The organism is Citrobacter sp. Cu231 (assembly GCF_030332265.1).
GTDB classification, from domain to species: Bacteria; Pseudomonadota; Gammaproteobacteria; order Enterobacterales; family Enterobacteriaceae; genus Citrobacter; species Citrobacter meridianamericanus.
Genome location: NZ_JAOWIE010000029.1, coordinates 138,621 through 152,217, shown reverse-complemented (window position 1 = coordinate 152,217; position 13,597 = coordinate 138,621). Strand labels below are relative to the sequence as shown.

Sequence of the window (13,597 nt, the reverse complement as noted above, 5' to 3'; positions counted from 1 at the left end):
ATTTAATTACTTAAAGTACGGTCCGGGCGTTACTGAATCACGCAACACCAGTTTGCCGGTAAACGGTGGGATCGGCTCCACGCTTTCGCCGTTGGCCAGCCGGATAGCCTGGTCGATGGCCGTAGTTATCATGGTATCAATCGGCAGATAAACGGTAGACAGCCCCGGCTCCAGCCATTTGGCGCTGGGTGCGTCATCAAAACCAAACAGTGAGACGTCCATTGGGATCCTCAGTCCGGCCTGATGTAACGCTTTTGATGCACCTAATGCCATGTCATCGTTACAGGCGAACAGGGCGCTGAATTTTACCCCTTCCTCCAGCAGTTCAAGACACGCTTCGTAGCCTCGTGTCATCGTGGAATCGCCGTATTTGATCTTGCTCGGATCCCAGGGAATACCGTTTTTTTCCAGCGCTTTACGATACCCCATCAGACGTGATTTGCCGGTAGGGGTATGCCCTGGCACGGTGATGCAGGCAATATCGCGATGTCCCTGCGAGATCAGATAATTAACCGCCTGATACGCGGCGTCTTCTTGTTCGAAGAAAATCGCGCGATCCCGGGCCTGACTGACATCCCGGTTAATGACCAGCAAGGGCATATCAATGCTGTTCATCAGCGACAAAATCGCCTTTTCACTCATATAGCGGGTATAGAGAATAATGGCGTCGCACTGCCTGTCAGCCAGCATTTGTACGGCTTCCAGCTCCCGCTCCGGCGTGTCGTGGCCGTCGGTGACGATCAACTGCTTGCCGTGAGACTCCGTCTGGCGCGAAGCCTGTTGCAGCAGGCGACCAAAGTAGAAGCCATCAAATGTGGAAACCACCAGACCAATGCTGTTGCTGGTGCGATTCGCCAAAGAGCGCGCTAAAAAGTTGGGCCGATAATCGAGTGCCTGCATGGCCTTAAACACTTTCTGGCGCGTGCTCTCTTTTACCTGACCCGTGCCATTCAGCACGCGCGAAACGGTCGCTTTTGAGACGCCTGCGTGTCGTGAAACGTCCAACATCGTAGTCATGACGCAATCCTGGTTAATCGTTTGACGTTGAATTCCCTGGCTCTGTCAGCGTCGAAACGGAATGGCGACGCACCAGAGTTGGGTTAAAGATGTGGGTAATTTCAGGCTCGGGACGCTTCTCCGCCAGCGCGAGTGCCAGTTCGGCGGCCTGGGTTGCCATCGTCACGATGGGATAGCGTACTGTGGTCAGACGTGGGCGAACATAGCGGGAAATTAGCACGTCATCAAAGCCAATCAGCGATATTTCTCCCGGCACATCAATGCCATTGTCATTCAATACGCCCATGGCGCCAGCCGCCATTGAGTCGTTGTAGCAGGCTACCGCAGTGAAGTTTTTGCCACGGCCAAGCAACTCGGTCATTGCCTGTTCACCGCCGCTTTCATCCGGTTCGCCGAATGTCACCAGCCGATCGCTTACCGGTATATTGCTCTCCGCCAGCGCGTCGTAATAGCCTTGCAGACGATCTTCTGCATCTGAAATCGTGTGATTGGAACACAGATAACCGATGCGCGTATGGCCTTGCTGAATAAGGTGTCGGGTAGCGAGCCACGCGCCGAATCGGTCATCGAGGGCAACGCAGCGTTGTTCGAATCCCGGAAGAATTCGGTTAATCAAAACCATACCGGGGATTTGCTTCATTAATGAAGCCAGTTCAGCATCCGGGATAATTTTGGCATGGACAACAAGTGCTGCACAGCGGTGGCGAATGAGCTGTTCAATCGCTTGACGTTCCTTCTGTTCGTTATGGTAGCCGTTGCCAATCAGCAAAAAATTTCCGGTGTTATAGGCCACCTGCTCGACAGCTTTAACCATTGCCCCAAAGAATGGATCGGACACATCACCGACCACCAGGCCGATGGTTTCTGTTGATTGTTGTGCCAGCGCCCGCGCGTTGGCATTGGGGTGGTAGCTGAGTGATTCCATTGCACTCGTTACGGCCAGACGCGATGCTTCGCTGGCTTTAGGGGAGTCATTGATCACGCGAGAAACGGTGGCGACTGATACACCAGCCAGTCGGGCTACATCCTTTATGGTCGCCATGATAGTACCTGTTGTGGGTAAACGCTTACATTCCGTCAGTGTTACGGAAAATGGCTGACTGTTCAAGCAGATTGCCCGTCAGGACGTCGCAAATGTGAGCGCGCGCGAGCGAGGCAAGACAGAAAAACAGGAAATGCTAATTTTTGCTTACACTTTGCGATGCGCTGTTGCGATTGTTAGCTGGTGGGAGAACGGAGCGGATTGCTAGAGTTGGGATCCCAGAGGTATTGATAGGTGAAATCAACTTTCGGGTTGATCACTAGAATTACACCAGCCTGCGCAGATGCGCAGGTTTTTTTTTATTTTCAGCCTGTCTGTAACAGTAACCGATAATTTACACAACTCGTTGCATTTGGGTTCATTCCTTTGCGTTTTCGCGCTGGCGTATCTGGCTGCTGACGACCACAATCAAGATCCCAGAGGTATTGATTGGTGAGATTATTCGGTACGCACTTCGTACCTGTCTCTTGCACCGACCTGCGCGGATGCGCAGGTTTTTTTTCGGATTGTATTTACCAGTAATCTGTCGCGCCCCTTCTCCAACTCGTATACTCTCCCACCATTGATGGTTATATAATTAATGGCACAGGGAGTTGAGATGCTATTTGGCCTTTTTCGTAATCTGTTTCGCGTGCTTTTCCGCGTTCGCGTCACGGGCGATGTCAGCGCGCTACAGGGAGAACGCGTTCTAATCACTCCCAACCATGTCTCATTTATAGACGGCATCCTGCTGGCACTCTTTTTACCGATTCGTCCCGTCTTTGCTGTTTACACCTCGATCAGCCAGCAATGGTATATGCGCTGGCTAACCCCGCTGATTGATTTCGTGCCGTTAGACCCAACCAAACCGATGTCGATTAAGCATCTGGTTCGCCTGGTCGAACAGGGTCGTCCGGTGGTTATTTTCCCGGAAGGGCGTATTTCTACCACCGGTTCGTTGATGAAAATATATGATGGTGCCGGGTTTGTTGCCGCTAAGTCGGGAGCGATGGTCGTTCCTGTACGCATCGAGGGCGCAGAGCTTACCCGCTTTAGCCGCCTGAAAGGTCTGGTTAAACAGCGATTTTTCCCGCGTATTCAACTGCATATCTTGCCGCCGACCCAAATGCCGATGCCGGAAGCGCCGCGTGCTCGCGATCGCCGTAAAATCGCCGGTGAAATGCTGCATCAAATTATGATGGAAGCCCGCATGGCGGTACGCCCGCGTGAAACGCTGTACGAGTCGCTACTGGCGGCAAAATACCGTTTTGGCGCAGGCAAAAACTGCATTGAAGATGTTAACTTTACGCCGGACAGCTACCGCAAATTGCTGACGAAGACACTCTTTGTGGCCCGTATTCTGGAGAAATATAGCGCCGAAGGCGAAAAAATCGGCCTGATGCTGCCAAATGCGGGGATCAGCGCAGCGGTTATTTTTGGCGCGATTGCGCGTCGACGCATTCCGGCCATGATGAACTACACCGCGGGCGTGAAGGGATTGACCAGCGCCATTACTGCGTCCGAAATCAAAACGATCTTCACTTCCCGACAATTTCTCGATAAAGGCAAACTCTGGCACTTGCCTGAACAGCTTACCCAGGTGCGCTGGGTTTATCTGGAAGACTTAAAAGCTGATGTGACCTTTAGCGATAAGCTGTGGATCTTCTCACATCTGCTGGCTCCGCATCTGGCACAGGTAAAGCAGCAGCCGGAAGAGGCTGCGGTGATCCTCTTTACGTCTGGTTCGGAAGGCCATCCGAAAGGTGTGGTCCACAGCCACAAGAGCATTCTGGCGAACGTTGAGCAGATTAAAACGATAGCCGATTTCACCGCCGATGACCGCTTTATGTCGGCGCTGCCGCTGTTCCACTCTTTTGGCCTGACGGTGGGATTATTCACGCCATTACTGACCGGCGCAGAAGTGTTTCTTTATCCCAGCCCGCTGCATTACCGCATTGTGCCGGAGCTGGTCTATGACCGGAACTGCACCGTGTTGTTTGGTACGTCAACGTTCCTCGGCAACTACGCGCGTTTCGCGCATCCGTATGACTTCCACCGCCTGCGCTATGTGGTAGCGGGAGCGGAAAAACTGCAGGACAGCACAAAGCAGCTGTGGCAGGAGAAATTTGGCCTGCGCGTTCTTGAAGGCTATGGCGTGACGGAATGTGCGCCGGTGGTGTCGATCAACGTACCGATGGCGGCAAAATCCGGCACGGTAGGGCGTATCCTGCCTGGTATGGATGCCCGACTGTTGGCCGTGCCGGGCATTGAGGATGGTGGGCGTTTACAACTGAAAGGTCCTAATATCATGAGCGGCTATCTGCGCGTTGAAAAACCGGGCGTGCTGGAAGTGCCGACGGCAGAAAATGCGCAGGGTGAGATTGAGCACGGCTGGTACGACACCGGAGACATTGTGCGCTTTGATGAAAACGGCTTTGTCCAGATCCAGGGGCGCGCCAAACGTTTTGCGAAAATTGCCGGAGAGATGGTCTCACTGGAAATGGTTGAGCAACTGGCATTGGCGGTGTCTGCAGACAAAATGCATGCCACGGCGATCAAGAGCGATGTCAGCAAAGGTGAGGCCCTGGTGCTGTTCACTACCGACAGCGAACTCACGCGTGAAAAACTACAGCAGTATGCGCGGGCGCACGGCGTACCTGAACTCGCCGTACCGCGTGATATACGCCACCTGAAGCAACTTCCATTACTTGGCAGCGGTAAGCCGGATTTTGTTACGCTGAAAAGCTGGGTCGACGAGGCGGAAAAACAACATGAGTGAGTCAGTGCACACTAACACGTCAATCTGGTCCAAAGGGATGATGTCCGTGATCGCCGCGCAGTTTCTGTCGGCGTTTGGCGATAACGCGTTGCTGTTTGCTACACTGGCGCTGCTGAAGGAGCAATTTTATCCGGACTGGAGTCAGCCAATCCTCCAGATGGTGTTTGTGGGCGCTTACATTCTGTTTGCGCCCTTTGTTGGACAGGTGGCGGATAGCTTTGCCAAAGGCAGGGTGATGATGTTCGCGAACGGCCTGAAGCTGCTGGGAGCGGCGAGTATTTGCTTTGGCATTAATCCGTTCCTCGGGTACACGCTGGTGGGGATTGGCGCGGCGGCGTATTCACCGGCCAAGTATGGCATTCTCGGTGAACTGACCACCGGCGACAAACTGGTGAAAGCCAACGGCCTGATGGAAGCTTCCACCATTGCTGCGATTTTGCTCGGGTCCGTCGCTGGCGGCGTTCTGGCCGACTGGCACGTGATTGCTGCGCTTTCTGCTTGTGCACTGGCCTATGCAGGCGCGGTGGTCGCTAACGTGTATATTCCGAAGCTCGCCGCGGCTCGCCCAGGCCAGTCCTGGCATCTGGGCAAAATGACGCGCAGTTTTTTCTGTGCCGCAACCTCACTGTGGCGCAATGGTGAAACGCGTTTCTCATTGGTCGGAACCAGCCTTTTCTGGGGCGCGGGCGTCACGCTGCGTTTTCTGCTGGTGCTGTGGGTTCCGGTGGCGCTCGGCATCACCGATAACGCCACGCCTACCTATCTCAATGCCATGGTAGCGATCGGGATTGTTGTCGGCGCAGGGGCGGCTGCGAAACTGGTGACGCTGGAAACTGTGTCGCGCTGTATGCCTGCGGGGATACTGATCGGCGTCGTGGTGCTGATTTTTTCTCTTCAACATTCGCTGCTTCCGGCCTACGCGTTGCTGCTGCTTATCGGCGTGTGTGGTGGGTTCTTTGTGGTGCCGCTGAATGCGTTACTGCAGGAGCGGGGTAAGAAAAGCGTCGGTGCGGGCAATGCGATTGCGGTGCAAAACTTGGGCGAAAACAGCGCGATGCTGCTGATGCTGGGTATTTACTCACTGGCGGTTCTGGTGGGGATCCCGGCGGTCGCGATTGGGATTGGGTTTGGCGCGCTGTTTGCGCTGGCGATTGCGGCGCTGTGGATTTGGCAGCGCCGCCGGTAACATTGCCGGATGGCGGCGTTGTCTTATCGGCCTACAGCAAGAACGATATGGAGGCCGGATAAGCGCAGCGCCATCAGGTACACATCATCACGGTGCAGGATAGGTATACACCTGATGCACCGCTTCAATCTCTGCCAATACCTCTTCGCTCAACTCCAGATGTAGACTTTCAACGTTGGTTTTTAGCTGCTCCATCGTCGTGGCGCCCAGCAGGGTGCTGGCGACAAACGGCTGACGCCGCACGAATGCCAGCGCCATTTGCGCAGGATCCAGATTATGGCGTTTCGCGATATCGACGTAGGCAGCGACGGCTTTTTGCGTTTGCTCGCCGCTGTAGCGTGTGAAGCGGCTAAACAACGTATTGCGTGCGCCGGCAGGTTTCGCGCCGTTCAGGTATTTACCGGTTAACGTACCGAAGCCCAGACAAGAGTATGCCAGCAGTTCAACGCCTTCATACTGGCTCACTTCCGCCAGTCCAACCTCAAAGCTGCGGTTCAGCAGGCTGTAGGGGTTCTGGATGGTGACGATACGCGGCAGATCGTGTTTGTCCGCCAGGTGCAGATAGCGCATTACGCCAAACGCGGTTTCATTGGACACGCCGATGTAGCGAATTTTCCCGGCACGCTGAAACTCTGACAATGCATCCAGCGTGTCCAGCAGGGAAACGACCGGGGCGGAGTCCGTCCAACTGTAGCCTAACTTACCAAAGCAGTTGGTCGGGCGCTGTGGCCAGTGAACCTGATACAGATCCAGATAATCGGTTTGCAGCCTTTTCAGGCTGTCGTGCAGCGCTTCACGGATATTTTTACGATCCAGCGCCTGATTCGGGCGAATGCCGCTGTCGTTGTTACGTGATGGTCCACTGACCTTAGAAGCCACAATCAGCTTTTCACGGCTGCCATGTTTGGCAAGCCAGTTACCTACGTATGTTTCAGTAAGACCCTGGGTTTCAGGACGCGGCGGAACCGGATACATCTCGGCAACGTCGATCAAATTTATGCCTTGAGCGACGGCATAATCGAGCTGTGCATGGGCGTCGGCTTCGCTGTTTTGTTCACCAAACGTCATTGTGCCCAGCCCCAGTGTACTGACTTCCAGCGAGCTGTGGGGTATACGGTGATATTGCATAGCCGTTTCCTTTTTATAATCACGACATAAGGATTATAAAAATGGCTGAGGGAAGAGAAAAAGGGAAGTAAAATTGTTAAGGCCAGCGCGCTGCTGACCTCAACCATCAGCGTTCAATGATTTGAGACACATCATCGCGGTTAATCTGCATCGCATTGCCCTGCTGGTCGTGATAGCTCACCAGACCGGTATCATCGTCAATTTCTGGTTTTCCATCGGTCAGGATCATTCGACCATCTTTTGTCGCCATTACATAATCGCTGCTGCATCCGGAAACGGCAAAAGCCAGTCCTACGGCGGAAATCAAAACTGCCCATTTTTTCATCTGCTTATCCTCACATGGCCTGCGTCTTTCAATAGTTTAGTAATAACGCGAAGTTGTGCAGGGTGAAAGCAGTAAAATCTTAAACTGTGAGAAGAGGTAGGTGTGGTGGGCATTCGCTCCCCTTGCGGGGAGCGATGAATTTTATCAGAGCGGATTTTTTTTATTACGCCACAGGTTCAGGGTCTCTACCGCGATAGAGAAGAACATGGCGAAATAGATATATCCTTTCGGAATGTGGACGTCGAAACTTTCCAGAATTAGCGTAAAACCGACCAGAATCAGGAATGAGAGTGCCAGCATTTTCACCGAAGGGTGTCGATCGACAAACTCGCCAATCGGACGTGCAGCAAACATCATCACACCTACGGCAATCACCACCGCTGCCATCATAATAAACAGATGGTCAGACAGGCCAACCGCAGTAATTACGGAATCCAGGCTGAAGATAATGTCTAACAACATGATCTGCACAATTGCGCCCAGGAAAGAAGATACGCGGGTTTTCAGCCCCTCTTCCTCACCTTCAATGGATTCGTGGATCTCCTTACTGGCTTTCCAGATCAGGAACAATCCCCCCAGTAGAAGGATCAGGTCGCGTGCGGATATCTCCTCACCAAACACTTCGAATAACGGGTTTGTCAGCCGCGTTACCCAGGCGATAGAGGCCAGCAGTGCCAGACGCATGATCATCGCCGCTGCAAGCCCAATACGTCGGGCATGATTGCGTTGCGCTGTCGGGAGTTTAGCTACAACCAGAGAGAGGAAAATAATATTGTCGATCCCAAGAACGATCTCCAGCAGCGTCAGCGTACCGAGCGCAAGCCAGGCGTTAGGATCGGTTATCCATGCAAATAACATCGAACAAAGTCCTGCCAAAAAAAAGAAGCGGTAATTATAGGCTCGTAACGCAGCGGGTGAAAGGCCGGAGGAGGCTATTGCGCCTGGAATAAGAAATGTCGCTCAAGCAATGCGCGGGTGAAGTTCTTTTTCAAGTAAAAACCACGGGGCAGGGTCAGGATGGGTTCGCCATGGGCGCCAATGGCCTCGGTAAGCGCCCGGGCGTTAGCGGCCTTAGGACGCAGTTGCAGTACTTCCCCATGGCGAGCGGTGATGCGTTCGACGTGACCTAGCACAATCATGTCCATTAACTCTTCCCAGTCCAGACGCAATTGCTGGTCTTCCTCTTCGCTCGGGCTCCATAGCAGGGGAGAACCGACGCGGCGCTCAGCCAGCGGGATGCTGCGTTCGCCTTCTACCGGGATCCACAAGACGCGTTTAAGTTTGTGCCGCACATGGCTGGTTTCCCAGGTGACGCCGGTATTGCCGGTTAATGGCGCAACGCACACAAAGGTGGTTTCCAGCGGTCTGCCAAGATTGTCCACAGGGATTGTCTTCAACTCCACGCCCAGCGCTGCGAAGTCCTGTTCCGGTTTACTGCCCGCGCTGGCGCCGAGCCAGATTTCCAGTAGCACGCCAATCCAGCCTTTATCGCGCTTAAGATCCTTTGGCGTGACGAGCCCCGCCATCGCCGCCAACTCTCCCAACGTGTAGCCTGAAAGCTGCCGCGCCTGGCTCAGCAATTGGGCTTCAGATTCAGGTGGAGAAAGCAACGGATGCAGTTCTGACATCGGGATGACCCTTAGGTGAAAAAATGAGCAATGATTTTATACCGTGTGGATAGAGTTTATCTTTTTCCACATGCTTTATTCAATTCTATGATTTATATTGGTTTTTAAATTCACTTGCGCAGAGTTGCGCAACAGCGAAGCGGGTTTTCCAATTCTGGTCACTGACAATGAACAGGATCTTACACCATGTTATCCACAGAAAGATGGGATAACTGTGAAAAACCCCTACTACTGTTTCAATTTACAGCCTTGACGTGCGACGAAAATCGAATTTTCACACAAATTGTGCCTAACTTATTGGCATAATCTGTGGATAAAACCGACGCTGGTCGATCTTTCATCAGCCTGAAGATCGTGTGCGTGATGCATATCACATTTCCATGCGTTTATTTGCGCTGAATGGTTTTAACTTGATGAATATAGAAGACTATTTTTACTCTGTGACGAATGTCTTATTCGGACTGTTCTGGGTTTTCCCATAGTAATTCCGTACTTCTTCACAACTATATCCACAGAAAAGGTGAATAAAATCGCCTTCGTTGCCCTTCTTCTGTTTATAACTCTGCCCTTAACTGTGAGTTATTCAATTGTTATTAGAATATCGCACCCTTAACAGAGTGGTTTACCGCCCCTCAGGAGTGTGAAACAATCGTTTGTATATAAGGTTTATGTTGAGGTAGTCCGGTGATTGATGACGATGGCTACCGCCCGAATGTAGGGATAGTAATTTGTAACCGCCAGGGGCAGGTCATGTGGGCCCGGCGATTTGGTCAGCACTCCTGGCAATTCCCGCAAGGTGGGATAAACGCAGGAGAGACAGCAGAGCAGGCGATGTACCGGGAACTCTTTGAAGAAGTGGGGCTCAGCCGTAAAGATGTACGGATCCTTGCTTCTACTCGTAACTGGTTGCGTTACAAGTTACCGAAACGTTTGGTGCGTTGGGACACGAAGCCGGTTTGTATCGGCCAGAAACAAAAATGGTTTCTTCTGCAATTGGTCAGCAGCGATGCTGAAATTAATATGCAAACCAGCAGTACACCTGAGTTCGACGGCTGGCGCTGGGTGAGTTACTGGTATCCGGTTCGACAGGTGGTGTCATTTAAACGCGATGTCTATCGCAGGGTGATGAAAGAATTCGCAAGTGTTGTCATGGCGCTTCAGGAGAGCACTCCTAAGCCGCAAAGCGCACCTGCGTACAGACGTAAAAGAGGTTAAGCTACGCAAATTATGCTCACCCGCCTGCGCGAAATAGTCGAAAAGGTGGCCAGTGCTCCGCGTCTGAATGAAGCGCTGAATATTCTGGTTACTGACATCTGTCTTGCGATGGATACAGAGGTCTGTTCGGTTTATCTGGCTGACCACGATCGACGTTGTTATTACCTCATGGCGACCCGGGGACTAAAAAAACCGCGTGGTCGCACTGTCGCACTCGCGTTTGATGAAGGTATCGTTGGCCTGGTTGGCAGGCTGGCGGAACCTATCAACCTCGCTGATGCGCAAAAACATCCCAGCTTTAAATACATTCCTTCGGTAAAAGAAGAGCGTTTTCGGGCGTTCTTAGGTGTACCGATCATTCAGCGCCGCCAGCTTTTAGGCGTTTTGGTGGTACAGCAGCGCGAATTGCGCCAGTACGATGAAAGTGAAGAGTCTTTCCTCGTCACGCTCGCCACGCAAATGGCGGCTATTCTTTCGCAATCGCAGCTAAATGCGCTGTTCGGTCAATATCGGCAAACGCGCATTCGTGCATTGCCTGCCGCCCCCGGCGTGGCGATAGCCGAAGGCTGGCAGGACGCGACGCTGCCGCTGATGGAGCAGGTCTATCAGGCTTCAACGCTGGATCCGGTGCTTGAGCGCGAGCGACTCACAGGTGCGCTGGAGGAAGCGGCGAACGAATTCCGCCGCTACAGCAAACGCTTTACCGCCGGGGCGCAGAAAGAAACGGCGGCGATCTTTGATCTCTACTCGCACCTGCTTTCCGATACCCGTTTGCGCCGAGAGCTATTTGCGGAAGTGGATAATGGCTCGGTGGCCGAATGGGCCGTTAAAACGATCATCGAAAAGTTTGCCGAACAGTTCGCCGCGCTGAGCGATAACTATCTTAAAGAGCGCGCCGGTGATTTACGCGCGCTGGGCCAGCGTCTGCTGTTCCATCTTGACGATTCAGTCCAGGGACCGAATGCCTGGCCGGAACGCTTTGTGCTGGTGGCGGAACTTCCTCAGGACCGTTTAGTCGGCGTGGTTGTCCGGGATGGCGCAGCCAACTCTCATGCGGCAATTATGGTTCGCGCGCTGGGTATCCCTACCGTCATGGGGGCCGATATCCAGCCGTCGGTGTTGCATCGCCGTACGTTGGTGGTGGACGGTTATCGCGGTGAACTGCTGGTCGATCCGGAACCGGTATTGATCCAGGAATACCAGCGTCTTATCAGTGAAGAAGTTGAACTGAGCCGCCTGGCGGAAGACGACGTCAACCAACCTGCACAGTTAAAAAGCGGCGAGCGCGTGAAGGTGATGCTCAATGCGGGTCTCAGCCCGGAGCATGAAGAGAAGCTGGGTAGCCGGATCGACGGTATTGGCCTGTATCGCACCGAAATTCCGTTCATGCTGCAAAGCGGTTTTCCTTCAGAAGAAGAACAGGTTGCGCAGTATCAGGGCATGCTGCAAATGTTTAACGACAAGCCGGTGACCCTGCGTACGCTGGATGTCGGTGCCGACAAGCAACTGCCCTACATGCCGATCAGTGAAGAAAACCCGTGCCTCGGCTGGCGTGGGATCCGCATCACGCTCGATCAACCGGAGATCTTTTTGATCCAGGTTCGAGCGATGCTGCGTGCCAACGCGGCAACCGGCAACCTAAGCATTTTGTTGCCGATGGTAACCAGCATTGATGAAGTCGACGAAGCGCGACGTTTGATTGAACGCGCCGGACGCGAAGTGGAAGAGATGATCGGCTATGCGATCCCGAAACCGCGCATTGGCATCATGCTGGAAGTTCCGTCGATGGTGTTCATGCTGCCGCATCTGACAAACCGGATCGATTTTATCTCGGTCGGAACCAACGATCTCACCCAGTACATTCTGGCTGTCGATCGTAACAATACGCGGGTAGCCAGCATTTATGACAGTCTGCATCCGGGAATGTTACGCGCGCTGGCGATGATTGCACAGGAAGCCGAAAGAAGCGGCATTGATTTGCGCTTGTGCGGTGAAATGGCGGGCGACCCGATGTGCGTGGCCATTCTGATCGGCCTGGGTTTTCGCCATTTGTCGATGAACGGTCGTTCGGTGGCTCGCGTTAAATATCTGCTGCGCCACATCGATTTTGATGAGGCGCAAACGCTGGCGCAGCGCAGCCTGGAAGCGCAGATGGCGACAGAAGTACGCCATCAGGTGGCGGCCTTTATGGAGCGCCGTGGCATGGGGGGGCTGATTCGCGGAGGATTGTAAGCCTGATAAGCTTAGCGCTATCAGGCATTACGGGGGTAAAGATTACTTATACAGATCTTTTACATCTTCCCGGCATCCGCTGCGATCCCCTTGTGCTATCATTCGCACCTTTGGAGCGCCTGAATCATGCAGGCGCGCTTATCAATTGCTGTCTGACTTCAGCGAAATAACAAGAACTTGTGGTGACAGATGACCAGTAGCTATCTGCATTTTCCGGATTTCGATCCGGTCATTTTCTCAATCGGACCCGTCGCGCTTCACTGGTACGGCTTGATGTATCTGGTGGGCTTTATTTTTGCGATGTGGCTGGCGACGCGCCGCGCTAATCGTCCGGGCAGTGGCTGGACCAAAAATGAAGTAGAAAACTTATTGTATGCCGGCTTCCTCGGGGTTTTCCTCGGTGGGCGTATTGGCTATGTACTGTTCTATAACTTCCCGTTATTCCTTGATAACCCGCTGTATCTGTTCCGTGTCTGGGATGGTGGGATGTCCTTCCACGGTGGGCTTATCGGTGTGATCCTGGTGATGATTATCTTCGCCAAACGCACCAAGCGTTCGTTCTTCCAGGTTTCTGATTTCATTGCCCCACTGATTCCGTTTGGCCTGGGCGCAGGGCGTTTGGGCAACTTTATTAACGGTGAACTGTGGGGACGCGTTGACCCGAACTTCAAGTACGCCATGCTGTTCCCTGGCTCTCGCACCGAAGATATTTTACTGCTGCAAACTAATCCGCAATGGCAGTCTATTTTTGATACCTATGGCTCGTTGCCGCGCCACGCCTCACAGCTTTATGAGATGGCGCTGGAAGGGGTGGTGCTGTTTATCATTCTTAACCTGTACATTCGCAAACCGCGCCCAATGGGCTCGGTATCCGGTCTGTTCCTGATTGGCTATGGCGCATTTCGTATCATCGTTGAATTCTTCCGCCAGCCGGATGCGCAGTTTACCGGCACCTGGGTACAGTACATCAGCATGGGGCAGATTCTCTCAATCCCGATGATTGTCGCAGGCATTATTATGATGGTTTGGGCGTATCGCCGTAGCCCACAGCAACACGTTTCCTGAG

General features: G+C 53.1%; 11 protein-coding genes. 5 read left to right on the top strand and 6 right to left on the bottom strand.

Annotated features, from left to right (window positions below):
- Positions 1-6: 6 nt before the first annotated feature.
- On the bottom strand, positions 7-1,017 hold the full coding sequence (locus OGY15_RS03745; RefSeq protein WP_151218291.1) for a LacI family DNA-binding transcriptional regulator: 1,011 nt from the start codon (positions 1,015-1,017) through the stop codon (positions 7-9).
- A 13-nt stretch (positions 1,018-1,030) separates the two neighbouring features.
- Positions 1,031-2,059 carry an HTH-type transcriptional regulator GalR gene (galR, locus tag OGY15_RS03740; protein WP_187253150.1) on the bottom strand — a complete coding sequence of 343 codons (1,029 nt, stop codon included), beginning with the start codon at positions 2,057-2,059 and terminating at the stop codon, positions 1,031-1,033.
- A 598-nt stretch (positions 2,060-2,657) separates the two neighbouring features.
- Here galR and aas point away from each other — a divergent pair.
- A complete protein-coding gene (aas, locus tag OGY15_RS03735; protein WP_286538349.1) occupies positions 2,658-4,817 on the top strand; it encodes a bifunctional acyl-ACP--phospholipid O-acyltransferase/long-chain-fatty-acid--ACP ligase in 2,160 nt (719 codons plus the stop codon).
- Complete coding sequence (gene lplT, locus OGY15_RS03730) at positions 4,810-6,003, top strand: lysophospholipid transporter LplT (RefSeq protein ID WP_151218290.1); 1,194 nt, start codon at positions 4,810-4,812, stop codon at positions 6,001-6,003. Before aas ends, lplT begins: the two co-directional genes overlap by 8 nt.
- Before the next feature lie 87 nt (positions 6,004-6,090).
- Here lplT and OGY15_RS03725 read toward each other — a convergent pair whose 3' ends face one another.
- The 4 genes from OGY15_RS03725 to mutH all read right to left on the bottom strand — a co-directional run bounded on the left by OGY15_RS03725 (position 6,091) and on the right by mutH (position 9,084).
- Positions 6,091-7,131 carry an NADP(H)-dependent aldo-keto reductase gene (locus tag OGY15_RS03725; protein ID WP_151224285.1) on the bottom strand — a complete coding sequence of 347 codons (1,041 nt, stop codon included), beginning with the start codon at positions 7,129-7,131 and terminating at the stop codon, positions 6,091-6,093.
- A gap of 106 nt (positions 7,132-7,237) precedes the next feature.
- Entirely contained in the window at positions 7,238-7,456 is a 219-nt protein-coding gene (gene ygdR, locus OGY15_RS03720; protein ID WP_000758660.1) for a lipoprotein YgdR, read from the bottom strand.
- Between the two features lie 144 nt (positions 7,457-7,600).
- Positions 7,601-8,314 (bottom strand): TerC family protein, encoded by a 714-nt coding sequence (locus tag OGY15_RS03715; protein ID WP_286538346.1) that lies wholly within the window; start codon positions 8,312-8,314, stop codon positions 7,601-7,603.
- 74 nt (positions 8,315-8,388) lie between these two features.
- The gene (mutH, locus tag OGY15_RS03710; protein WP_151218288.1) at positions 8,389-9,084 is read right to left on the bottom strand and encodes a DNA mismatch repair endonuclease MutH; all 696 of its coding nucleotides are present in this window, start codon (positions 9,082-9,084) and stop codon (positions 8,389-8,391) included.
- 684 nt (positions 9,085-9,768) lie between these two features.
- On the opposite strand from mutH, the gene rppH reads away from it, so the two are divergent.
- The 3 genes from rppH to lgt all read left to right on the top strand — a co-directional run bounded on the left by rppH (position 9,769) and on the right by lgt (position 13,596).
- The gene (gene rppH, locus OGY15_RS03705; RefSeq protein ID WP_003825602.1) at positions 9,769-10,299 is read left to right on the top strand and encodes an RNA pyrophosphohydrolase; all 531 of its coding nucleotides are present in this window, start codon (positions 9,769-9,771) and stop codon (positions 10,297-10,299) included.
- Between the two features lie 12 nt (positions 10,300-10,311).
- Entirely contained in the window at positions 10,312-12,531 is a 2,220-nt protein-coding gene (gene ptsP / locus OGY15_RS03700) for a phosphoenolpyruvate--protein phosphotransferase (RefSeq protein ID WP_286538344.1), read from the top strand.
- A gap of 189 nt (positions 12,532-12,720) precedes the next feature.
- Positions 12,721-13,596 carry a prolipoprotein diacylglyceryl transferase gene (gene lgt / locus OGY15_RS03695; protein WP_003825606.1) on the top strand — a complete coding sequence of 292 codons (876 nt, stop codon included), beginning with the start codon at positions 12,721-12,723 and terminating at the stop codon, positions 13,594-13,596.
- The last annotated feature ends 1 nt before the right edge of the window (position 13,597 follow it).